This window comes from Pseudomonas sp. IT-P44 (assembly GCF_949768225.1).
Classification (GTDB): Bacteria; Pseudomonadota; Gammaproteobacteria; order Pseudomonadales; family Pseudomonadaceae; genus Aquipseudomonas; species Aquipseudomonas migulae.
Window position 1 is genome coordinate 55,469 of record NZ_CATKQM010000023.1, and the last position, 21,954, is coordinate 77,422.

The following is a 21,954-nucleotide window of genomic DNA, read 5'->3' on the forward strand; positions in this document are numbered from 1 at the left end:
GGGGTCAGGGTATGAATGATAAGGCGTCGTCTGCAAAAGGTTCCGAAGATCCGATCCTGCAATGGGTAACCTTCAAGCTGGACAATGAAACCTACGGCATCAACGTGATGCGCGTTCAGGAAGTCCTGCGTTACACCGAAATCGCCCCGGTCCCGGGTGCCCCGAGCTACGTGCTGGGCATCATCAACCTGCGCGGCAATGTGGTGACCGTAATCGACACCCGTCAGCGCTTCGGCCTGATGAATGCCGAGATCAGCGACAACACCCGGATCGTCATCATCGAAGCCGACAAGCAAGTGGTCGGGATCATGGTCGACAGCGTGGCTGAAGTGGTTTACCTGCGTCAGTCGGAAATCGAAACCGCGCCGAACGTGGGTAACGAAGAGTCCGCCAAGTTCATTCAAGGCGTGTGCAACAAGAACAACGAATTGCTGATCCTGGTCGAGCTGGACAAGATGATGAGCGAAGAAGAATGGTCGGAACTGGAGAGTATCTGATTGATTCTTGAGGTTGCGGTCATTGTCCTGTTCCTCTTCTGGGCAGGCACGCTGGCAATGTTTCTGGCGTACATTCGCGGTCAGCGGCGGATCGCTGCGCAACAGGCCGAGGGCGATGCGCTGCGCGATCAGCGCATCAAGGACCTGGGCAAACGCGTTGACAACTACCAGAACGGCAGCGTGCGCATGGGTGAAGACCTGCACGAGCTGCGCGCGGTGGTCGGGCCGTTGCCGGACAAGCTGGCTCAGCTTGAACAGCGCGACCCGTCGAGCCTGTCGTTTGCCCAGGCAGCACGCCTGGTCGGAATGGGCGCGAGCGTCGATGAACTGACTCAGTCCTGCGGCTTGACCCAGGCTGAGGCGGAGTTGATGAGCAAGCTGCACAAGAACTGACATAGCCAATCGCGAGCAGGCTCGCTCCCACAGGGGACCGGTGACGGACACAAAATGTGTGAACGCCGCCAATCCATTGTGGGAGCGAGCCTGCTCGCGATTGGCGTCTTCAAAACCTCAGTAATCATCCCCGCGATCGGTGATGTCCTTCTCGATCATCGGCGCACTCGGGTCATGCCCTGCCGGAAACTTGCCTTTCAAATTCCAGGAAAACGCAATGATCTCGGCGATCGTGCGATACAACTCCTCCGGAATACTGTCCCCAAGCTCCATCCTCGCGAGCAATTTCACCAGCTCGGCATTTTCGTAGATCGGTACTTCATAATCGCGGGCAATCTTGAGGATTTCTTCCGCCAGTTCTTCGTCGCCCTTGGCCGTGAGGGTAGGGGCGTGGGTGCCGTCGTATTTGAGGGCGATGGCCTGGCGTGGAGTATCGGGATTTCTCATGCGGTTTCGTCGACCCAGCGTTGTTCCAGACGGGTTTGAGGACCTTGCGGCGGTGTGCCAAGGTGGCAATCGAGATCGCCGACATTCAGGCCAGATGCCAGCAAGCGTTCGCGCAGCCCGACAAGATTGCTCTCGATCAGACTCGCGGTGTACGGCCGCTCGGCCCACAGCTGGCTGGACAGACTGCCGTTGATCAACTGCGCCTGAATCTGCAGCGGCCCCAACGGCTCCATGTCGAACGCCAACTCGACGCGCCACAGTTGTTGCTTGGGCTCGCGTTCGTCACGGCGTTCATTGGGTTGTTCTTTCTCCGGTGCTTCCTCGCGCTGGAACTTGACCTGCAACGGCACGATGTCCTGCATATTGCGCATCGGGATTTCCAGCTGCCAGGTGCTCATCAGCCGACCGTCGTCTGTGACGCCGGTTTGCTCCAAGCTCGACAGTTGATGGCTTTGCAGGCGTGAAACCGCCGCTGCCGCCAGGCGCAGCAAGTGCTCCAGATCACCTTCGCCGTCCGCGCTCTGCAGGAAGCGCTCAGGCAAAGGAAAACTGGTCGGCTGCGGTTTGGCACTAACCTGGCCGAGCATGCCCAGGGCACTACGCACAAAGCTAGGCATGGTCTGGGCCAGCGTGTTGGCAGCGATGATCGCATTGAGATTGGTGTTGGCCGGCAACCCCGGTGTCAGTTGCGCGATCAACTTCAGCAAATCACCTTTCATGTCCGGTGCCAGCGTCGGATTCGTCCCGGCGAGCAGTTTCGCTTCAAGAAACAGCCCGCTATTGGCCAGCGCCTGGGCCAGGCCTTTTGGCGTGCTGAGTTGCTGCACGTCCGGCAGGCCGGCGAGCAACTTGTCCACGGCGACACGCAGGTCGCTGGACGTCTGATTCGAGGCTGGCAGGTTTTGCAGCAGTTTCAGTAATCCGTCCAGCGAGCCCTGGCGGCTCTGTTGGCTGACCAGTTGTTGAGTGACTGCCAGTTGTTCCTGGCGGCTGCTCAGCGGGACGAATTTCAGGGTCTGGGTGTCTTGCACCAGCGCGCTCAGCAAGGTGCCGATGCGCAGCGGCGTCGGGCTGTCGATGTTCAGGGTGCTGCCGCTCAGCGCCGTGTTGAGCAGGCTCACCATTGAACGAAACACCGTCGGCTGGCCCGGCACTTGCGGCAGCACCTGGGAGGTCAGCACTTTGCCTTGCAGCAGGGTGCCCACCGGCAGTTGTGTGGTATCGATGCGGGTGAGGGTGGCGACGCTGGAGGCAATGGCTTGTTGCACCGTCACGGCGAGGTTGCCGGCCGATGGCTGGGTAATTGCCAGGTTCGTGCCCTGTGGCAGCGGTTGGCTGCTGGTGGCCTGAACCGTGGTCTGACGGCCGCTTTCAAGGGTGACCTTGAGCAGCAGTTGAAAGGACTGATCCGCCTGCTTCAGCGACAGCACTTCGGCTTTGGCGGTCTGCCCGACGGTAATCAGGCCCTCCATCGGCGTCAGCAGCTTGAGCAGTTCGCCACTCACCACCTGCGGTCGCGACGTCGCGGGCGTGGTCGGTGGTAGCGGGAGGATGTTCATTTCGCCTGTCATACGCGGTCACAACCTGAGGAAATTGCCCTCTTTAGAGTGGGGCATGGCATGTATAATGCCGCCCGTCTTTCACAGAGTGGCGAAAACATTGCATTTGTTTGACGCAGCTCTCTAGAACAGGCCGCCAATGCATCTATGCTGCATCTCTTTAGCGGCCGTTCCGCCGCCGACTTGAACCGTAAAGGCCCGTGATCTCTTGACCAGTCCTGTCCTGCAAACCGTTGCCCTTGCTTGTGAGCGAGACCTTCGACTGCTCTTCGAAAATCTCGAATTGAGACTGGCCAGTGGCGAAATGTTGCAAATCAGCGGCCCCAACGGCAGTGGCAAAACCAGCCTTTTGCGTTTGCTTTCGGGCCTGATGCAACCGACCGCCGGTCAAGTGCTGCTCAATGGCCAGCCGCTGAACGAACAACGCAGCGAACTGGCGCGCAATCTGCTGTGGATCGGTCATGCCGCGGGCATCAAGGATCTGCTGACCCCCGAAGAAAACCTCAGCTGGCTCTGCGCGCTGCATCAACCGGCCTCCCATGAAGCCATTTGGGCAGCGCTTGCTGCTGTCGGACTGCGCGGTTTCGAAGATGTTCCGTGCCACACCCTGTCCGCCGGTCAGCAACGCCGCGTGGCCCTGGCACGGTTGTATCTGGACAGCCCGCCGCTGTGGATCCTCGACGAGCCGTTCACTGCGCTCGACAAGCAAGGCGTGGCGCAACTCGAAGAACACCTGGCCGCGCACTGTGAGCGCGGCGGCATGGTGGTACTGACCACGCACCACACGCTGAGTCGAATGCCGACCGGCTATCGCGACATTGATCTGGGGAATTGGGCCGTATGAGTGTTTTCGGCCTGTTGGTCGCCCGTGAGGCTCGCTTGTTGTTCCGCCGTCCGGCGGAATTGGCCAATCCGTTGGTGTTCTTCGCGATCGTGGTTTCGCTGTTCCCGTTGGCGGTCGGTCCCGAGTCTCAATTGTTGCAAACCTTGTCTCCGGGACTGGTCTGGGTGGCAGCCCTTTTATCGGTTTTGCTCTCGCTGGACGGGCTTTTCCGCAGTGATTTCGAAGACGGTTCCCTTGAACAGTGGGTCCTTTCGCCGCACCCCCTGCCTCTTCTGGTTTTGGCCAAGGTACTGGCACACTGGGCCTTCTCTGGTCTGGCACTGGTTTTGCTCGCTCCACTGCTGGCGTTGATGCTCGGTTTACCCACCGCCTGTCTGCCCGTGTTGCTGCTTTCCCTGTTGCTGGGTACACCGGTGCTGAGCCTGCTCGGTGCGGTGGGCGCGGCCCTGACGGTAGGCTTGAAGCGGGGCGGCTTGTTGCTGGCGCTGCTGATTCTGCCGTTGTACATCCCGGTGTTGATTCTCGGCAGTGGCGCCTTGCAGGCGGCATTGCAGGGCATGCCGGCGATCGGTTATCTCCTGTGGCTTGGTAGCCTGACCGCCCTGGCGATAACCCTGACACCTTTTGCAATAGCTGCTGGCCTGAAGATCAGCGTCGGCGAATAATGAGGTCTGGTTAAATTTTAACCAGTAAAGACCCTAGGCTGCTCGTGATGGCGAGCAGCAACCGTGATGGAAACAGTAATGAACTGGACCTGGTTTCATAAGCTCGGCTCACCCAAATGGTTTTATGGCATCAGCGGCAAACTGCTGCCGTGGCTGAGCATCGGAGCGTTGCTGCTGATCAGCATTGGTGTCGTTTGGGGCCTGGCCTTCGCGCCGCCGGACTACCAGCAAGGCAACAGCTTTCGCATCATCTATATCCACGTTCCCGCCGCCATGCTGGCGCAGTCGGTCTACGTGATGCTGGCGGTGTGCGGCATCGTCGGGCTGGTGTGGAAAATGAAACTGGCCGACGTCGCCCTGCAATGCGCGGCGCCCATCGGTGCCTGGATGACCGCCGTGGCGCTGGTCACCGGGGCGATCTGGGGCAAACCGACCTGGGGTTCGTGGTGGGTCTGGGATGCACGACTTACGTCCATGCTGATTCTGCTGTTTCTGTACTTCGGTCTCATTGCGCTGGGCAACGCCATCAGCAATCGTGACAGCGCGGCCAAGGCCTGCGCGGTGCTGGCGATTGTCGGCGTGATCAACATCCCGATCATCAAATACTCGGTGGAGTGGTGGAACACCCTGCACCAGGGCGCGACATTCACCCTCACAGAAAAACCGGCGATGCCGGTCGAAATGTGGCTGCCATTGCTGCTGACGGTGCTGGGTTTCTACTGTTTCTTCGGCGCGGTTTTACTGCTGCGCATGCGCCTTGAAGTGCTCAAACGCGAGGCCCGCGCCAGTTGGGTGAAAGCCGAAGTGCAGAACAGCCTGGAGGCCGCTCGATGACTTTTGCTTCATTCGGCGACTTCCTCGCCATGGGCCATCACGGCCTGTATGTCTGGTCAGCCTACGGCATCAGCCTGGCAGTGCTGGCCCTCAACGTGGCGGCGCCGATCCTGGCCCGCAAGCGGTATCTGCAACAAGAGGCGCGTCGTCTGCGCCGGGAGAACGGCAAGTGAATCCGCTGCGCAAAAAGCGTCTTATCATCATTCTCGCGATCCTGGTCGGTGTCGGCGCTGCCGTCGGTCTGGCCCTGAGCGCCCTGCAGCAGAACATCAATCTGTTTTACACCCCGACGCAAATCGCCAACGGCGAAGCGCCGCAAGACACGCGTATCCGTGCGGGCGGCATGGTCGAGAAGGGGTCGCTGCAACGCTCCGGCGATTCGCTGGACGTGAAATTCATCGTCACCGACTTCAACAAGTCCGTGACCATCAGTTACCGCGGCATCCTCCCGGACCTGTTCCGCGAAGGGCAGGGCATCGTTGCGCTGGGCAAATTGAACGCCGATGGCGTGGTGGTGGCTGACGAAGTGCTGGCCAAGCACGATGAGAAATACATGCCGCCGGAAGTGACCAAGGCTTTGAAAGACAGTGGTCAATCTGCTCCAACGCCCGCGAAGGAGGGTTGATCGATGACGTCTGGAATCTTTATTCCTGAACTCGGCCATCTGGCCATGATTCTGGCGCTGTGTTTCGCGCTGGTTCAGGCCGTCGTGCCATTGCTCGGTGCCTGGCGCGGTGATCGTTTGTGGATGAGCCTGGCCCAGCCGGCCGCCTGGGGGCAGTTCGCGTTTCTGCTGTTCGCTTTCGGTTGCCTGACCTACGCGTTCATGGCCGACGACTTCTCCGTCGCCTACGTCGCCAGCAACTCCAACAGCGCCTTGCCGTGGTACTACAAGTTCAGTGCAGTGTGGGGCGCGCACGAAGGTTCGTTGCTGTTGTGGGCATTGATCCTCGGCGGCTGGACCTTCGCCGTGTCGGTGTTCTCCCGGCAGTTGCCGCAAGTCATGCTGGCGCGGGTGCTGGCGGTGATGGGCATGATCAGCACCGGTTTCCTGCTGTTCCTGATCCTTACCTCCAACCCGTTCGCACGGATCCTGCCGCAGATTCCGGTGGACGGTCGTGACCTCAACCCGCTGCTGCAAGACATCGGCCTGATCGTTCACCCGCCGATGCTGTACATGGGCTACGTCGGTTTCTCCGTGGCCTTCGCGTTCGCCATCGCGGCATTGCTCGGCGGTCGACTCGATGCAGCGTGGGCGCGTTGGTCGCGTCCATGGACCATCGTCGCCTGGGCCTTCCTCGGTATCGGCATCACGCTCGGTTCGTGGTGGGCTTACTACGAACTCGGCTGGGGCGGCTGGTGGTTCTGGGACCCGGTGGAAAACGCCTCCTTCATGCCTTGGCTGGTGGGCACTGCGTTGATCCACTCGTTGGCGGTCACGGAAAAACGTGGCGTGTTCAAGAGCTGGACCGTGTTGCTGGCCATCGCTGCGTTCTCGTTGAGCTTGCTGGGTACATTCCTGGTGCGTTCCGGCGTGCTGACCTCGGTTCACGCCTTTGCCTCCGATCCCGAGCGCGGCGTGTTCATCCTGATTTTCCTGCTGTTCGTGGTGGGTGGTTCGCTGACGTTGTTCGCCCTGCGTGCACCGGTGGTGAAGAGCCATGTCGGCTTCAACCTCTGGTCTCGCGAAACCTTGCTGCTGGGCAACAACCTGGTGCTGGTGGTAGCGGCGTCGATGATCCTGCTCGGCACCTTGTACCCGCTGATTCTCGATGCAATGACCGGCGCCAAGCTGTCGGTCGGCCCGCCGTATTTCAACGCGCTGTTCATTCCGTTGATGGCGTTGCTGATGGTGGTGATGGCGGTTGGCATGCTGGTGCGCTGGAAAGACACGCCGGTCAAATGGCTGATGAGCATGCTGACCCCGGTGTTGCTCGGCAGCGCCGCGCTGGCCGTGGTGGCTGGCGTCGCTTATGGCGATTTCAACTGGGCCGTGATCGCGACGTTCATGCTGGCCGCCTGGGTGTTGCTGGCCGGTATCCGCGACATCTTCGACAAGACCCGCCACAAAGGCCTGATCAAAGGCCTGCCGACCCTGACTCGCAGCTATTGGGGCATGCAGCTTGCGCATTTGGGTATCGCCGTGTGCGCGCTCGGTGTCGTGCTGTCGAGCCAGAACAGCGCCGAACGTGACCTGCGCCTGGCACCGGGCGAGTCCATGGACCTGGGCGGTTACCAGTTCGTGTTCGAAGGCGCCAAGCACTTCGAAGGCCCGAACTTCACCTCCGACAAAGGCACCGTACGGGTGATCCGCGACGGCAAGGAAATCAGTGTGTTGCACCCGGAAAAACGCCTGTACACCGTGCAGAACTCGGTGATGACTGAAGCCGGGATCGACGCCGGGTTCACCCGCGACCTTTATGTCGCACTCGGCGAACCGCTGGGTGATGGCGCCTGGGCCGTGCGCGTGCACGTCAAACCGTTCGTGCGTTGGATCTGGTTCGGCGGTCTGCTGACCGGTTTGGGCGGGCTGCTGGCGGCGCTGGATCGTCGTTATCGGGTCAAGGTGAAAAGCCGCGTGCGTGAAGCACTGGGCATGACGGGAGCGACTGCATGAGACGTTGGTTGATGCTGTTGCCGCTGGCGGTTTTTCTGGTGGTGGCTGTTTTCCTTTATCGCGGGCTCTATCTGGACCCGGCCGAGCTGCCTTCGGCAATGATCGGCAAGCCGTTCCCGGAGTTTTCACTGCCCGCGGTGCAGGGCGACAAGACCCTGACCAAGGCAGATCTTCTCGGTAAACCGGCGCTGGTCAACGTGTGGGGCACCTGGTGCATTTCCTGCCGGGTCGAGCACCCGGTGTTGAACAAGCTGGCCGAGAAGGGCGTGGTGATCTACGGCATCAACTACAAGGACATCAATGCGGATGCCTTGAAGTGGCTGGTGGAGTTCCACAACCCGTATCAACTGGACATCCGTGACGACGAAGGCACGCTGGGCCTGAACCTCGGCGTATACGGCGCTCCGGAAACCTTCTTCATCGACGCCAAGGGCATCATCCGCGACAAATTCGTCGGCGTGATCGACGAGCAGGTCTGGCGCGAAAAACTGGCGGCCAAGTATCAGGCGCTGGTGGACGAGGCCAAGCCATGAAGCGCTGGATAGCTGCCGTTGTATTGGGCTTGAGCATGGCCGGCGTGGTGCACGCGGCCATCGACACCTATGAGTTCGCCAAAGAAGCTGATCGCGAGCGTTTTCGCGAGCTGACCAAAGAGCTGCGTTGCCCCAAGTGCCAGAATCAGGACATTGCCGATTCCAACGCACCGATCGCCGCCGACCTGCGCAAAGAGATTTTCCGCATGCTGGGCGAGGGCAAGGACAATCAGCAGATCATCGATTTCATGGTCGATCGCTACGGTGATTTCGTCCGCTACAAACCCGCACTCAACGCCAAGACTGCCTTGCTCTGGTTCGGCCCCGCCGGCCTGCTGCTGGGCGGTTTTGTGATCATCGCCGTGATCGTCCGCCGTCGTCGCGTCCAACGCGCTGATGCCAAGGATGAGCTTTCTGCCGAGGAGCGCGAGCGCCTCGATCAACTGTTGGATAAAACCAAGAATGATTGATTTCTGGCTCGCTGCAGGTCTGCTGCTTCTGGTTGCCCTGAGTTTTCTGTTGATCCCCGTTCTGCGTGGCCGCCGCGCCCAGCTGGAAGAGGATCGTACTGCCCTGAACGTCGCGCTGTATCAAGAGCGCGTGGCTGAGTTGCAAACCGAGCAGGAAGAGGGCGTGCTCAACGCTGCGCAACTGGAAACCGGTCGCGCCGAAGCTGCTCGTGAGTTGCTCGCCGACACCGAAGGCGCCGATGCACCGCGCGCGGCACGTCTGGGCAAACCGTTGCCATTGCTGGCGGCGATTCTGGTGCCGGTGTTGGGGCTTGGGCTCTACCTGCATTTCGGCGCCAGCGACAAGGTCGAATTGACCCGCGAATTCTCCCAGGCACCGCAGTCGATGGAAGAGATGACCCGCCGTCTGGAACGCGCCGTCGCTGCTCAACCGGATTCGGCCGAAGGCCTGTACTTCCTGGGTCGCACTTACATGGCGCAAGATCGTCCCGCCGACGCGGCGAAGATCTTCGAGCGCACGGTGAACCTGGCCGGTCGTCAGCCGGAACTGCTCGGCCAATGGGCGCAAGCCCAGTACTTCGCCGATGGCAAGAAGTGGTCGGACAAGGTTCAGGCCCTCACCGACGAAGCGCTGAAAGCCGATCCGAAGGAAGTCACCAGCCTTGGCCTGCTCGGTATCGCCGCGTTTGAAAGCGCGCATTATCAGGACGCCATCGATTACTGGAATCGCCTGTTGGTGCAACTGCCGCCGGAAGACGGCTCCCGCTCCGCGCTGCAAGGCGGTATTGCCCGGGCTACCGAGAAACTCGAAGCCAGCGGCGGCAAGGTTGCCCAGGCGCCTGCGCCCAAGGTTGCGGCGCTGCTCAAGGTCAGCGTCGATCTGGCGCCAGAGCTCAAGGCCAAGGTTCAGCCGGGTGACAGCGTGTTCATTTTCGCCCGCGCCACCTCGGGGCCTCCCGCACCATTGGCCGCCAAACGCCTGACCGTGGCTGACTTGCCGGCGACCGTCGAACTGGGCGATGCCGACGCAATGATGCCGCAGTTGAAACTGTCGAACTTTCCTGAAGTCCAACTGGTTGCGCGTATCTCACGGGCCGGCCAGCCGACTGCCGGTGAATGGATCGGTCGCAGCCAGCCTCTGGCCAGCAGCACCACCGCGGCGCAAAAACTGATCATCGACAGCCCAGATAAATAACAGGAACCACCGCCATGACCGCCATTGCTCGTATTACCCTGCTCAGTCTGGTTTTGGGGTTAAGCGCGTGTGCGGTCCAGCGCCCCGAGCCGACGTCGCTGCCCCCGATCCCGCCGTCGCAGCCCCGCCCGACGCCATCAACGACACCGACGCCAGGCAAGCCAAGTATTCCGGCCAAGCCCGCTAAACCGATGCCACGCACCTCGGCCAGCTTCGCACCGCCACCGGGCGGTAACAGCCATTGGGATCAGAAGCTCGGCGTATATGTGCTCGATGACCAGACCAACACCTTCTACCGCCAGCGCACGTACTACCGCTGGAACAACGGCTGGAGCCGCTCGATCAGCCCGAACGGGCCATGGGAAGACACGGACATCCATGGCGTACCCGGTGGGTTGGGACGGCAATTCGGGCAGTAAATGGAAACGGCGATCTACGGATCGCCGTTTTGCTGTCCGGAGTCTGTGAAGGACGTTCAGAGAATGACGCGGTACTCGGTCAATGCTTTGCTCGATTGAACCAGGCCCTGACGCAGCAGAAGTTCAAGGTAACTATCGACATCCATCGGCGGCAGCTTCAGTTGCTTGCGTTGCCGTTGTGCCGCCTCGATCACTGCCGCTGGATCGAGATCAAAAAGGTTATCGACGAACTCGTCAGGGTGTTGAGCCTCAATACCGAAGGGGCTCAGGGCGGTGCAGGGGAAATCTTTCTGGTTGAAGGTGACGATGACGCTGGCATTACAGTGAATGGCAACAGCCAGGACATGTCGATCATCGACGTCGGGTAGCGTCAGTCCTTCAATAAGCTCTTCGTAACCGGACACGCAAGCGTCGGGTAATGCCTGATCCATCAGTTCGGAGGTGCGGTTCAGTTGTCCTGTGGTCAGATCCGGACGGTTTTTGAGCAAATTGCGTTTCCATTCGTTATGTATCTCCATTGTCCATTTCGCTCTAAAACGTCCGGAGAGTGCAAGCCACATCAAAAAATCTCTCAGGGGCGCGGGGTACAGCACACATGCGTCATATACAGCGGTAAAAGAGGAGTGCCTCACTCGTATCCTGTCCTTAACGCTTGTGCCTGCTCGGCGAGCAGCATCATTGCTTGCTCGCTGGCGGTATCGCGCCGGTTTTTATAGTCCATCAAATCGGCAAAGCGCACACGTCGGTGCTTGCCGGTTTTGTGGTAGGACAAGTCGCCGGATTCGAGCAGTTTGATCAGGTGCGGGCGTGAGACGTTAAGCAGATCAGCCGCTTCCTGCGTCGTCAGTTCAGCGTGAACCGGGACTACTTTGACAGCATTGCCCGCAGCGAGCGCTTCCAGGATATCGACTAGCAAACGAAGAGCCGAAGTGGGTAATTCGACGCTGTGAGCCTCATTCTGTTCGTCGAAAATCTGGATGCGCTGTGTTTCGAATTGAGTGGCAAGGTAGGCCGCCAATGCGCGCTGACCTTCAATAGCAGCCTGCACTTCGCGCTCCAGCGGGAGGTTTATCGTCGGATGGAGGGTGGGTGACATGATGGTTCCAGCCTTCTGAGTAAGCGAAGCTGGCAGGCTATTCGAAATAATCGAAAATCGCAATAAACGAAACAGGTGCTCTCAGACCCTTTTTACCAACAACCCCTGCACATACTCCACAAACGCCCGAGCCTTGGCGCTGGCCATCCGCCCGGTTGGAAACACCGCCCAGAGTTCCTGAATCGGCAGCGTCCATTCCGTCATTACCTCCCTGACCACTCCGCTGGCCAGCTCCGGTGCAAACATCCACGCCGACGCCATGGTCAGCCCTTGATGGGCCAGCACCGCTTCACGCAGACCTTGCGCGGCGCTGACGCGAATCCTGCCGCTGACGGTGACGGTTTGTTCTTCAAGCAGCCGGACCGCTCCTACAGGGATCTGTGTTGTGGGTCAGAACGCCGCTTTGCCTATTGAAGAACCACCGTCTACAAACAGCGTCTGGCCGGTGATGAATCCACTCTGTTCGGACAGCAAAAATGCAATCGCGGCGGCAATTTCTTGCGGTTGTCCCAGACGCCCCATCGGCACACCGGCCAGATAACGCGCCTCGCCCTCGCTTCCCGGCGGGTTGTTGGCGCGGAACAGTTCCGTTTCCGTCGGTCCCGGTGCCACGGCGTTCACCGTCACGCCGGTTTGCGCCAGTTCCAGCGCCCAGGAGCGCGTGAAGCTGATCAACGCCGCTTTTGCCGCGGCATACGCCGTGCGCTGGGTAATCCCGAGCACCGTCAGGCTGGAAATGTTCACCACCCGACCCCAACCCTTGGCGCGCATGTTCGGCAGCAGCGCCTGGGTGGCCTGCAACGCCGAGTGCAGGTTGACCCGCATCACGTCATCGAACGTATCGAGGTCGATTTCTCCCAACACTTGCGGGCGTACAAGGCCGACGTTATTGACCAGCCCATCGAATTCGTAAGTCCCGGCCAAGTCCGCCAGCACTTCCTGGGTGAGCGCCCTGTCGCTCAAATCCAGCGGAAACAGGATGCCGGGAAAACTCAGGTCAGGCGTGCGGGCAATGCCGACCACCCGGTGTCCGGCGCGGTCCAGGTGTTCGGCCACCGCGCGGCCAATGCCTTTGCTGGCGCCGGTGATGAGAAAAGTACGTCGGGTCATTGCACACTCCTTGAACAAAACATGCCGCAGGTCAGGCGGCATTTGAACCGGTCAACCGCGAACCACATCCCGCATCGCTTCAGGCTCCGGACGCTGAGTGTAAACCGGGAATACCTCGGGGTGATTGCTGACGCAGAGCGAAAGAATTCATTCTCGGGGAGACTTGCCCGCGAAGCTTTTGGATGTCTATGCCGTCGCCAGCGAACGCTCCTGCGAAACACTCAAAAACCGCAACAACGCCAGCAGTGGAAACGCGCTACCCACAATCACGATCCACAACCAGCCGCCGTGTTCGTACACCGCACTGGCTACCGAGGAACCAAACGCACCGCCGATGAAGATGCTGGTCATGTACAACGCATTCAGGCGACTGCGGCTTTTGGCGTCGAGGGCGTAGACCGCCCGTTGGCCGAGGACCATGTTCATCTGTACGCAGAAGTCGAGCACCACGCCGGTGACGGCGAGGCCGATGACGCTGTAGGCCGGATGGATGAACGCTGGCAGGAAGCTCAGGCTGGCGAACAACAGCGCCAGCAGCGAAGCGATGCGGGTGTGGCCAGCATCGGCGAGTCGACCGGCGATGGGCGCGGCGATGGCTCCGATGGCGCCGACCAGGGCGAAAATCGCGATCTGGGTTTGCGACAAGCCATGATTACGTGCCAACTCCAGTGGCACGGCGGTCCAGAACAGGCTGAACGTGGCGAACATGCAGCCCTGATAAAACGCACGCTGGCGCAATACCGGTTGCTGGCGCAGCAGCGTCCACAGCGAACCGAGCAACTGACCGTAGGAGGCGCTGTGATCAGGCTGGCGCTTGGGAATGGTCATGGCCAGCACGATACTGATGGCCGCCATCAACACCGCCGCAATCACAAACATCGCCCGCCAGCCGAAGTGGTCAGCCACGACGCTGGACACCGGTCGCGCCAGCAGGATCCCCAGCAGCAAACCACCCATGATCCCGCCGACCACTCGACCGCGAGATTCCTCCGGTGCCAGGTGCGCGGCCAGTGGAATCAGGATCTGTACCGACACCGAGCTGAAACCCACCAGCAACGAGATCAGCAGAAACACATTCGGCTGATCGGTGAACGCGGCGCCCAACAGACTGGCAATCGCCACCACGGTGGTGATGATCATCAGTCGGCGGTTTTCCAGCAGGTCACCCAGCGGCACCAGGAAGAACAGGCCCAGCGCATAGCCAATCTGGGTCAGCGAAACGATCAGGCTGGCCATGGTGCTGGTCAGGCCGATGTCGGGCGCGATCAGGCCGATGATCGGTTGCGCGTAGTAAATGTTGGCAACGATGGCGCCGCAGCAGAAGGCAAACAGCAGCACCATGCCTTTGGTCATTGTCGCGGCGCCGTGGGGCGCCTGAGTCGCTGAGTTCATAACGTGTCTCGCTGAACAGAAAGGAATGCGTGAAGGCTAAGTGGCAGGCCGAGTCGGCGGAAGAGGGATTGGAGTGATAGCAATCATTCCTTTGCGGAATGGGTGGCGCTGGAACCTGCGCCTGAATTTCAAGATCCGATGATACATTCACTTACATCTTGTTCGATAGCGTGCTTATGTTCTCTCTTACGACCCATCACCGGAAGGCACTTTCATGAACGCGATGTTCCGTTACCTGATTCGCGGCACTTTGATCGGATTGTTCATGGCAAGCCTCGCCCAGGCTGCGGACGCACCGGGCATGCGCATCGGCGTACGCGGCGAGATCACCGGCGTCAGCCCCGACGTGTTGAAAGTCCACGTCAACAGCGGCGAAAACGTGGTCATCAACCTGACCAAGGACACCAGGATTCGCGCCGTCACCCTGGCCAATATTGAAGACATCAAACCCGGCAGCTACATCGGCTCGGCGGCCATTGCGCAGGAAGATGGCTCGCTCAAAGCGCTGGAAGTCCACGTCTTTCCGCCGGAGCTGGCCGGCAGTGGCGATGGGCATCGACCCTTCGACTTGGTCAAGGGCAGCAGCATGACCAACGGCAGCGTCGGTGATCTGGTGGTCAGTAATGGTCGGGTGTTGACCGTCAACTACAAGGGCGGACAGCAGAAGATACTGGTCCCGGAAGATGTGCCGATCGTGAACCTGGTGCCGGGGGATCGCAGCTTGCTGAAGGTGGGTGTGAAGGTCGTGACGTTTGTGACTCAGAGTGCGGATGGAACGCTGACCGCTCAATCCATCTCGGCTGGCAAGGACGGCGTGACACCGCCGATGTAACGGTGTACCGAAATTCCTGTGGGAGCGGCGGTGCGACGATTCGACTTGCTCGCGAATGCGGTGTGTCAGTCGACATCAATGTCTAATGACACACCGCATTCGCGAGCAAGCCCGCTCCCACAGTTGTTCTATGGCGTGGCGAAAACTTCCACAAAAAAGGCGACCTTCTCAGGTCGCCTTTTTCATTGGGCTATCAGCGTTTACTGAGCGTAAATCTGATCAAAGATCCCACCATCATTGAAGTGCGTCTTCTGCACGGTGCGCCAGTCACCGAAGGTCTTCTCCACCGACAGGAAATCCACTTTCGGGAAGCGGTCGGTGTACTTGGCCAGTACCGCCGGGTCACGCGGACGCAGGTAGTTTGCCGCAGCAATTTCCTGGCCTTCCGGCGACCACAGGTACTTCAGGTATTCCTCGGCTGCTGCGCGGGTGCCTTTCTTCTCGACCACTTTGTCGACCACGGCCACTGGCGGCTCGGCTTCAGCGGAGACGCTTGGGTAGATCACTTCGAACTGATCACGGCCAAACTCGCGGGCAATCATTTCCGCTTCGTTTTCGAAGGTCACCAGCACGTCGCCGAGCTGGTTGGTCATGAAGGTAGTGGTAGCCGCACGACCACCGGTATCCAGCACCGGTGCTTGCTTGAACAGCTTGCCGACGAAGGCTTTGGCCTTGTTCTCGTCACCGCCGTTTTTCAGCACATAACCCCAGGCCGAAAGGTAGGTGTAGCGGCCGTTGCCCGAGGTTTTCGGGTTCGGCACGATCACTTGCACACCGTCCTTGAGCAAATCCGGCCAGTCTTTCAGGGCCTTCGGGTTGCCTTTGCGGACGATGAACACCGTGGCCGAGGTGAACGGCGCGCTGTGGTTCGGCAGCAGGGTGACCCAGTTGTCCGGGACCAGTTTGCCGTTGTCTGCCAGGGCGTTGATGTCGGTGGCCATGTTCATGGTGATGACGTCAGCCGGCAGGCCGTCGATCACGGAGCGCGCCTGTTTGCTCGAACCGCCGAAAGACATCTGCAGGGTGATGTTTTCGTTGTGCTCGGCTTGCCAGTGTTTCTGGAAGGCAGCGTTGTAGTCCTTGTAGAAATCGCGCATCACGTCGTAGGAAACGTTGAGCAGGGTCGGTGCAGCCTGAGCCACGCTGGTCAATGCCAGGCCAGCGGCCAGAAGTGAGGCGCCAAAGAGTTTTTTCACTGCGCATTCCTTGTTCTAATTTAAATGTGAGGCAATTTGCCAGCGACTATAACCGGGCTCGTATAGTCCTTTAAAGATTAAAAAGCACTTTGCTTATTCCAGTTTTTTGAACAACACATTGCCGCACCGCGAGCAAAATGCAGCGCCGTGCTCGTGGCTGTTTTTCTTGCACACCGGGCAGTCGTGTTGCAACTGTTCGCCACGCATGGCGTTGGCCAGTTCGGCGGTGAAAATCCCGGTGGGCACGGCGATGATCGAGTAACCGGTGATCATCACCAGCGACGAAATCACCTGGCCCAGGGGCGTCTTCGGCACGATGTCGCCGAAGCCGACGGTGGTCAGCGTTACGATAGCCCAGTAGATGCCTTTGGGAATGCTGGTGAAGCCATGCTCCGGGCCTTCGATCACATACATCAGCGTGCCGAACACCGTGACGAGCGTGCAGACGCTGACCAGAAACACCACGATCTTCTGCTTGCTGCCACGCAGCGCCAACATCAGGTAATTGGCTTGCTTGAGGTACGGACTGAGCTTGAGCACGCGGAAAATCCGCAGCATCCGGATGATCCGGATAATCAGCAGGTACTGCGCATCGGCGTAATACAGGGCGAGGATGCCGGGCACGATCGCCAGCAGATCCACCAGCCCATAGAAGCTGAAGGCATAACGCAGCGGCTTGGGCGAACAGTACAGGCGCAGGCCATATTCGATGGCGAAAATGACCGTGAAGCCCCACTCGATGTACGCCAACACGTTGGCGTAGTTCTGATGAATCGTGTCGATGCTGTCGAGCATCACGATGACGATGCTGGCGAGGATGATCAACAGCAGAATGCCGTCGAAGCGCCGCCCGGCCTTGGTGTCGCTCTGGAAAACCATGACGTAAAGGTCTTCACGCCAGTTTTTGCTGCTGTCCATGGATAACGCCTGAATCGAGAATCAGCGCAGCCTAGGGTGATTCTCCTCCAGAGTGCAAGGCGTACCGGCGACGGTGGTCTTGCCAAACATTTGCATAACCGTGCGGATCAGCCAGCAGGCGAGGATGAACGGCGCGGTCAGCGTTGGCAGGCCGATGGCGGCAAACACCGGCGTCAGCAACAGCGCCGCTGCGATGCCGATGAGCGGCAGCCACGGCTGCTGGCGCTGCGAGCTGAGGGCGAGGGCGGCGAGTACGGCGTTATAGCCACCGAGGCCGATCAATGCGCTATAGAAGTCTTGATGCAGCAGGCTCCAGCCCATGCCCGCGACAGACGCCAGCATCGCCCAGCAGAATGCGCGGCGATCAGCGATCAGCAAACCTACAGCAATCATCGCACCGGCCAGCGGATGACCGAGGAACATCACCTGGCCGAGGCCTTTCAGGGGGGCGAGGAGCATGTTCAACGCACTGACTTCGATCAAATGCGCTTGTGTCGAGGGGGTGGCGAAGCACAGCAGCAACCAGCCCAATCCCACGAAGGGCGCCGTATAGGCCGGCAGGTATTGGCTGACCCGGATGCGTTTGAGCCACTGCTGAGTGAGCATCGCGCTCAATCCGCCCGCAGCAATGATCAGCGGCGGCAACAGCGCGGACCAGGGGAAATACAGGCTCAGCAGCAAACCGAGCAGGACACCGTTGTAACTGAACAGCCCGGCCTGACGATCGGCCTTGGCGTAGTGGCGACGTTGCGCGGTGAGCAAACCGGCGACACCGCCCAGTAGCGCACCGCCGAGCAGGGCCGGTGCGGTGAATAGAATGGCGAGCAGGCACAACAGACCAAACAGCGGATGGCGCTGGAGGAAAATCTGGCTGAAGCCGTTGAGCAGGGCAGTCGCCCAATCGGGGCAGTGGGTGTTGAAGTGGTTGGCAGGCATTTTTTAAGTCGGTGGTGTGTCTGGGGGGACCGAGCTGCCTGCTTCGCGAGCAAGCCCGCTCCCACCCTGAATCTGTGTTCAGTCGGTTGATTTGTGAACAACACAAATCAACTGTGGGAGCGGGCTTGCTCGCGAAGGGGCCGGTACAGGCGCTAAATAAGGGTTTCGATACGCAAAGAGTTAGTCGACCCAGGCTGCCCAAACGGCACACCCGCCGTGATCAATAACGTGTCGCCGCGCTGCGCCATGCCCTGCGCCTGCGCAATCTCCAGCGCCGTCGAACACACCTCATCCACCTGGCGCAGACGATCATTGACCACAGAGTGCACGCCCCAAGCCACGGTCAAGCGGCGGGCCGTCTGCAGGTTCGGCGTCAGGTTCAGAATCGGCACCGTCGGCCGTTCCCGCGCCGCCCGCAGACTCGACGTGCCGGATTCGCTGTAGTTCACCAGCACCGCCACCGGCAACACGTTACTGATGCGACGAATCGCACAGCTGATCGCATCGGAAACGGTCGCCTCGGCTTTCGGCCGGCTGACGTCCAGTTGCGTCTGATAGTCCGGACCGTTTTCCACCTGGCGGATGATCTTGCTCATCATCTGCACAGCTTCTATCGGGTATTCGCCGGACGCGGTTTCCGCTGACAGCATCACGGCATCGGCGCCTTCGGCCACGGCGTTGGCCACATCGGTGACTTCGGCGCGGGTCGGGGCCGGGGAGAAGCGCATCGATTCGAGCATCTGCGTCGCCACCACCACCGGTTTGCCGAGTTGGCGGCAGATGCTGATGATGTTCTTCTGAATCTGCGGCACGCTTTCGGCGGGCACTTCGACGCCGAGGTCGCCACGGGCAACCATGATCGCGTCGCTCAATTCGGCGATTTCCCGCAGTTGCGTGACCGCCGATGGCTTCTCGATCTTGGCCATCAAAAACGCTTTGTCGCCGATCAGTTCACGCGCCTCGCGAATGTCTTCCGGGCGCTGCACGAACGACAGCGCGACCCAGTCCACGCCCAACTCCAGACCGAAACTCAAATCGCGACGATCCTTGGCCGTCAGTGGGCTTAACTCCAGAACCGCTTGCGGCACGTTCACGCCTTTGCGGTCCGAGAGTTCACCGCCATTGAGCACCGTGGTGTCGATCGCATCAGCGTATTTGGTGACCACGCGCAGTCGCAGTTTGCCGTCGTCCAGCAGCAAGTCCATGCCCGGCTCCAGCGCGGCGATGATTTCCGGGTGCGGCAGGTTGACCCGGCGTTGATCGCCCGGCGTCGGGTCCAGGTCCAGGCGCAGGGCCTGACCGCGATGCAACTGCACCTTGCCTTCGGCGAACTTGCCGACCCGCAGTTTCGGGCCTTGCAGGTCCATCAGGATCCCGAGCGGATAATTCAGTTGGCGCTCGACTTCACGAATCCATTGATAGCGTTGAGCGTGGTCGGCGTGATCGCCGTGGCTGAAGTTCAGGCGGAAGATGTTGACCCCGGCCTGCACCAGTTCGCGGATGTCTTCGATCCCGTCGGTGGCCGGGCCGAGGGTGGCGAGGATTTTGACCTTTTTATCAGGCGTCATTTTTTGTGCTCTCGAGAATCAGGATGGCGCGGAAGTCGTTGACGTTGGTGCGGGTCGGCTCGGTGACGATCAACGCGTCGAGCGCTGCGAAATAGCCGTAGCCATTGTTGTTGTCGAGTTCATCGCTGGCGCTCAAACCGAGGGCGGCGGCGCGGGCGTAGCTGTCCGGGGTCATGATCGCCCCGGCATTGTCTTCGGAGCCGTCGATGCCATCGGTATCGCCGGCCAGCGCGTAGACGCCGGGCAAGCCTTTGAGGCTGTCGGTCAGGCTCAGGAGGAACTCGGCATTGCGCCCGCCGCGACCATTGCCGCGCACGGTGACCGTGGTTTCACCGCCCGAAAGGATCACGCACGGCGCCGCCAATGGCTGGCCATGCAAGACCACTTGCCGCGCGATGCCGGCGTGAACCTTGGCCACCTCGCGGGATTCGCCTTCCAGATCGCCGAGGATCAGCGGACTGAAACCGGCCTGACGGGCTTTCACTGCAGCGGCTTCAAGCGACTGTTGCGGGCGGGCGATCAATTGGAAATGACTGCGCGCCAGGCTCGGGTCGCCGGGTTTGACCGTCTCCGATTCCGGGCTTTGCAGCCAGTTGCGCACCGACGCCGGGACTTCAATGTCGTAGCGCTTGAGGATCGCCAGCGCTTCGGCGGAGGTGCTCGGGTCGGCGACGGTGGGGCCGGAGGCGATGACCGTGGCGAGGTCGCCCGGTACATCGGAAATCGCATAGGTATAAACAGTGGCGGGCCAGCAGGCTTTGCCGAGACGGCCGCCCTTGATCGCCGAGAGGTGCTTGCGCACGCAGTTCATCTCGCCGATGGTCGCGCCGGATTTGAGCAGGGCTTTGTTGATCGATTGCTTGTCGGCGAGCGTAATCCCTTGGGCCGGAAGGGCGAGCAACGCAGATCCGCCACCGGAGAGCAGGAAGATGACGCGGTCGTCTTCGCTCAGGTTGCTGACCAGATCCAGCACGCGCTTGGCGACGGCCAGGCCGGCGGCGTCGGGCACCGGGTGAGCGGCTTCGACGACTTCGATTTTTTCGCACGGGGCGCCGTGACCGTAACGCGTCACCACCAGGCCGGACACTTCACCCTGCCAGCAGCGCTCGACCACTTGGGCCATGGCGGCGGCAGCTTTGCCAGCGCCGATGACGATCACGCGACCACTGCGGTCAGTGGGCAAATGAGCTTCGAGGACTTGCTGCGGATGGGCCGCGTCAATGGCTGTGGCAAACAGCTCACGCAGGAATTGTTGCGGATCGACCGACATGGCGGGCTCCCGGATTTTCTTGTTATTAGGGGAAAACTATTTGCCCCTGTAGGAGCGAGGCTTGCCCGCGAACCGGACACCACGGTGTTTCTGCTGCACCGAGGCGCTCCCTTCGCGGGCAAGCCTCGCTCCTACAGGGAGCAATGGCTTACTGCTTATCGCGAATCGAGAAATTCGCCATGTGCTCCAGGCCTTTGATCAGCGCCGAGTGGTCCCAGTTGCTGCCACCGATGGCCGCGCAGGTGCTGAACACTTGCTGGGTGTTGGCGGTGTTCGGCAGGTTGATGTTCAGCTCTTTCGCGCCTTGCAGGGCCAGGTTCAGGTCCTTCTGGTGCAGGCTGATGCGGAAGCCTGGGTCGAAGGTGCCCTTGATCATGCGCTCGCCATGCACTTCGAGGATTTTCGACGAAGCGAAACCGCCCATCAGCGCTTCACGCACCTTGGCTGGATCGGCACCGTTTTTCGAAGCGAACAGCAGGGCTTCGGCCACGGCCTGAATGTTCAGCGCGACGATGATCTGGTTCGCCACTTTCGCGGTTTGCCCGTCGCCGTTACCGCCCACCAGGGTGATGTTCTTGCCCATCGCCTGGAACAGCGGCAAGGCGCGTTCGAAGGCATCGGCATCGCCGCCGACCATGATGCTCAGGGTCGCAGCCTTGGCGCCGACTTCACCGCCGGACACCGGCGCGTCGAGGTACTGCGCGCCTTTTTCGTTGATCTTGGCCGCGAAGGCTTTGGTGGCGGTGGGTGAGATCGAGCTCATGTCGATGACGACTTTGCCCTTGCCGACACCGGCCGCAATGCCATCGGCACGGAACAGCACGTCATCGACCTGCGGGGTATCCGGCACCATGACGATGATGAATTCAGCTTCTTGCGCAACTTCTTTCGGGTTCGCCAGGGCGACAGCGCCACCGGCGATCAGGTCGGCAGGCGCGGCGTCGTGATGCGCCGACAGGAACAGGCTGTGACCGGCTTTCTGCAGGTTCAACGCCATTGGGTGGCCCATGATGCCGGTGCCGATAAATCCGATTTTAGCCATGAGAAAATCCTCTTGTTTTTATTGCTCTGTTCGCAAAATTCGTGGGTGTCAGCGAGGGCGCCTTCGCGGGCAAGCCTCGCTCCTACAGGGGCAGGGTTGTTCGTAGGAGCGAGGCTTGCCC

At 60.4% G+C, this 21,954-nt stretch carries 25 protein-coding genes and 1 pseudogene; 13 read left to right on the forward strand and 13 right to left on the reverse strand.

Features of this window, described 5'->3' with window-relative positions:
- The first annotated feature begins 11 nt into the window (after nt 1–11).
- Together ACM6IO_RS13335 and ACM6IO_RS13340 are read left to right on the forward strand one after the other, a co-directional pair.
- The gene (locus ACM6IO_RS13335; RefSeq protein ID WP_008024622.1) at nt 12–497 is read left to right on the forward strand and encodes a chemotaxis protein CheW; all 486 of its coding nucleotides are present in this window, start codon (nt 12–14) and stop codon (nt 495–497) included.
- Nucleotides 498–890 carry a DUF2802 domain-containing protein gene (locus ACM6IO_RS13340; RefSeq protein ID WP_008039837.1) on the forward strand — a complete coding sequence of 131 codons (393 nt, stop codon included), beginning with the start codon at nt 498–500 and terminating at the stop codon, nt 888–890.
- Nucleotides 891–1,007: 117 nt separating this feature from the next.
- On the opposite strand, the gene ACM6IO_RS13345 is transcribed toward ACM6IO_RS13340, so the two are convergent.
- Nucleotides 1,008–1,337, reverse strand: coding sequence for an EscU/YscU/HrcU family type III secretion system export apparatus switch protein (locus ACM6IO_RS13345; protein WP_414911613.1), 330 nt, complete (start codon nt 1,335–1,337; stop codon nt 1,008–1,010).
- On the reverse strand, nt 1,334–2,908 hold the full coding sequence (locus tag ACM6IO_RS13350) for a flagellar hook-length control protein FliK (protein ID WP_223436141.1): 1,575 nt from the start codon (nt 2,906–2,908) through the stop codon (nt 1,334–1,336). Before ACM6IO_RS13350 ends, ACM6IO_RS13345 begins: the two co-directional genes overlap by 4 nt.
- Nucleotides 2,909–3,104: 196 nt before the next feature.
- Between ACM6IO_RS13350 and ccmA the strand changes: the two genes are divergently transcribed.
- The 10 genes from ccmA to ACM6IO_RS13400 all read left to right on the forward strand — a co-directional run bounded on the left by ccmA (nt 3,105) and on the right by ACM6IO_RS13400 (nt 10,473).
- The gene (gene ccmA / locus ACM6IO_RS13355; protein ID WP_008026825.1) at nt 3,105–3,740 is read left to right on the forward strand and encodes a cytochrome c biogenesis heme-transporting ATPase CcmA; all 636 of its coding nucleotides are present in this window, start codon (nt 3,105–3,107) and stop codon (nt 3,738–3,740) included.
- Nucleotides 3,737–4,405: a heme exporter protein CcmB gene (ccmB, locus tag ACM6IO_RS13360; protein ID WP_008026823.1), complete on the forward strand. Its 669-nt coding sequence runs from the start codon at nt 3,737–3,739 to the stop codon at nt 4,403–4,405. The genes ccmA and ccmB overlap by 4 nt, the downstream gene beginning before the upstream one ends.
- 78 nt (nt 4,406–4,483) lie before the next feature.
- On the forward strand, nt 4,484–5,239 hold the full coding sequence (locus ACM6IO_RS13365) for a heme ABC transporter permease (RefSeq protein ID WP_008026821.1): 756 nt from the start codon (nt 4,484–4,486) through the stop codon (nt 5,237–5,239).
- A complete protein-coding gene (gene ccmD / locus ACM6IO_RS13370; RefSeq protein ID WP_008026820.1) occupies nt 5,236–5,412 on the forward strand; it encodes a heme exporter protein CcmD in 177 nt (58 codons plus the stop codon). The genes ACM6IO_RS13365 and ccmD overlap by 4 nt, the downstream gene beginning before the upstream one ends.
- Nucleotides 5,409–5,864, forward strand: coding sequence for a cytochrome c maturation protein CcmE (gene ccmE, locus ACM6IO_RS13375; RefSeq protein ID WP_008026817.1), 456 nt, complete (start codon nt 5,409–5,411; stop codon nt 5,862–5,864). The genes ccmD and ccmE overlap by 4 nt, the downstream gene beginning before the upstream one ends.
- Nucleotides 5,865–5,867: 3 nt before the next feature.
- Entirely contained in the window at nt 5,868–7,856 is a 1,989-nt protein-coding gene (locus ACM6IO_RS13380; RefSeq protein WP_414911614.1) for a heme lyase CcmF/NrfE family subunit, read from the forward strand.
- Nucleotides 7,853–8,389, forward strand: coding sequence for a DsbE family thiol:disulfide interchange protein (locus ACM6IO_RS13385; protein WP_192226060.1), 537 nt, complete (start codon nt 7,853–7,855; stop codon nt 8,387–8,389). The genes ACM6IO_RS13380 and ACM6IO_RS13385 overlap by 4 nt, the downstream gene beginning before the upstream one ends.
- A complete protein-coding gene (locus tag ACM6IO_RS13390) occupies nt 8,386–8,859 on the forward strand; it encodes a cytochrome c-type biogenesis protein (protein WP_414911615.1) in 474 nt (157 codons plus the stop codon). Before ACM6IO_RS13385 ends, ACM6IO_RS13390 begins: the two co-directional genes overlap by 4 nt.
- Complete coding sequence (gene ccmI, locus ACM6IO_RS13395; RefSeq protein ID WP_414911616.1) at nt 8,852–10,054, forward strand: c-type cytochrome biogenesis protein CcmI; 1,203 nt, start codon at nt 8,852–8,854, stop codon at nt 10,052–10,054. Before ACM6IO_RS13390 ends, ccmI begins: the two co-directional genes overlap by 8 nt.
- Nucleotides 10,055–10,068: 14 nt before the next feature.
- Nucleotides 10,069–10,473, forward strand: a complete 405-nt coding sequence (locus ACM6IO_RS13400) for a hypothetical protein (protein WP_008039842.1) — start codon at nt 10,069–10,071, stop codon at nt 10,471–10,473.
- Between the two features lie 56 nt (nt 10,474–10,529).
- Here ACM6IO_RS13400 and ACM6IO_RS13405 read toward each other — a convergent pair whose 3' ends face one another.
- The 5 genes and pseudogenes from ACM6IO_RS13405 to ACM6IO_RS13425 all read right to left on the reverse strand — a co-directional run bounded on the left by ACM6IO_RS13405 (nt 10,530) and on the right by ACM6IO_RS13425 (nt 14,071).
- Nucleotides 10,530–11,105 (reverse strand): PIN domain-containing protein, encoded by a 576-nt coding sequence (locus ACM6IO_RS13405; protein ID WP_192226067.1) that lies wholly within the window; start codon nt 11,103–11,105, stop codon nt 10,530–10,532.
- Entirely contained in the window at nt 11,102–11,569 is a 468-nt protein-coding gene (locus ACM6IO_RS13410) for a helix-turn-helix domain-containing protein (RefSeq protein WP_008026802.1), read from the reverse strand. Before ACM6IO_RS13410 ends, ACM6IO_RS13405 begins: the two co-directional genes overlap by 4 nt.
- Before the next feature lie 81 nt (nt 11,570–11,650).
- Nucleotides 11,651–11,920 (reverse strand): annotated as a pseudogene (locus ACM6IO_RS13415) (LysR substrate-binding domain-containing protein); the annotation flags it as partial.
- A 39-nt stretch (nt 11,921–11,959) separates the two neighbouring features.
- Complete coding sequence (locus tag ACM6IO_RS13420; protein WP_008026798.1) at nt 11,960–12,679, reverse strand: SDR family oxidoreductase; 720 nt, start codon at nt 12,677–12,679, stop codon at nt 11,960–11,962.
- 186 nt (nt 12,680–12,865) lie between these two features.
- Nucleotides 12,866–14,071 carry an MFS transporter gene (locus ACM6IO_RS13425; protein WP_280163307.1) on the reverse strand — a complete coding sequence of 402 codons (1,206 nt, stop codon included), beginning with the start codon at nt 14,069–14,071 and terminating at the stop codon, nt 12,866–12,868.
- Nucleotides 14,072–14,285: 214 nt separating this feature from the next.
- On the opposite strand from ACM6IO_RS13425, the gene ACM6IO_RS13430 reads away from it, so the two are divergent.
- Complete coding sequence (locus ACM6IO_RS13430) at nt 14,286–14,903, forward strand: hypothetical protein (RefSeq protein ID WP_414911617.1); 618 nt, start codon at nt 14,286–14,288, stop codon at nt 14,901–14,903.
- Between the two features lie 200 nt (nt 14,904–15,103).
- Here the strand turns inward: ACM6IO_RS13430 and ACM6IO_RS13435 are convergent, their stop codons facing one another.
- The 6 genes from ACM6IO_RS13435 to ACM6IO_RS13460 form a co-directional block, all read right to left on the reverse strand.
- Nucleotides 15,104–16,099: a sulfate ABC transporter substrate-binding protein gene (locus ACM6IO_RS13435; protein WP_008039863.1), complete on the reverse strand. Its 996-nt coding sequence runs from the start codon at nt 16,097–16,099 to the stop codon at nt 15,104–15,106.
- Nucleotides 16,100–16,192: 93 nt separating this feature from the next.
- Nucleotides 16,193–17,017 carry an ion transporter gene (locus tag ACM6IO_RS13440; RefSeq protein WP_008039865.1) on the reverse strand — a complete coding sequence of 275 codons (825 nt, stop codon included), beginning with the start codon at nt 17,015–17,017 and terminating at the stop codon, nt 16,193–16,195.
- 21 nt (nt 17,018–17,038) lie between these two features.
- The gene (locus tag ACM6IO_RS13445) at nt 17,039–17,953 is read right to left on the reverse strand and encodes an urea transporter (RefSeq protein ID WP_414911618.1); all 915 of its coding nucleotides are present in this window, start codon (nt 17,951–17,953) and stop codon (nt 17,039–17,041) included.
- Between the two features lie 152 nt (nt 17,954–18,105).
- On the reverse strand, nt 18,106–19,521 hold the full coding sequence (gene pyk, locus ACM6IO_RS13450) for a pyruvate kinase (RefSeq protein ID WP_008026782.1): 1,416 nt from the start codon (nt 19,519–19,521) through the stop codon (nt 18,106–18,108).
- Entirely contained in the window at nt 19,511–20,791 is a 1,281-nt protein-coding gene (locus tag ACM6IO_RS13455; RefSeq protein ID WP_008026780.1) for a glycerate kinase, read from the reverse strand. Before ACM6IO_RS13455 ends, pyk begins: the two co-directional genes overlap by 11 nt.
- Before the next feature lie 148 nt (nt 20,792–20,939).
- Nucleotides 20,940–21,833 (reverse strand): 2-hydroxy-3-oxopropionate reductase, encoded by an 894-nt coding sequence (locus tag ACM6IO_RS13460; protein ID WP_192226083.1) that lies wholly within the window; start codon nt 21,831–21,833, stop codon nt 20,940–20,942.
- Nucleotides 21,834–21,954 lie beyond the last annotated feature (121 nt).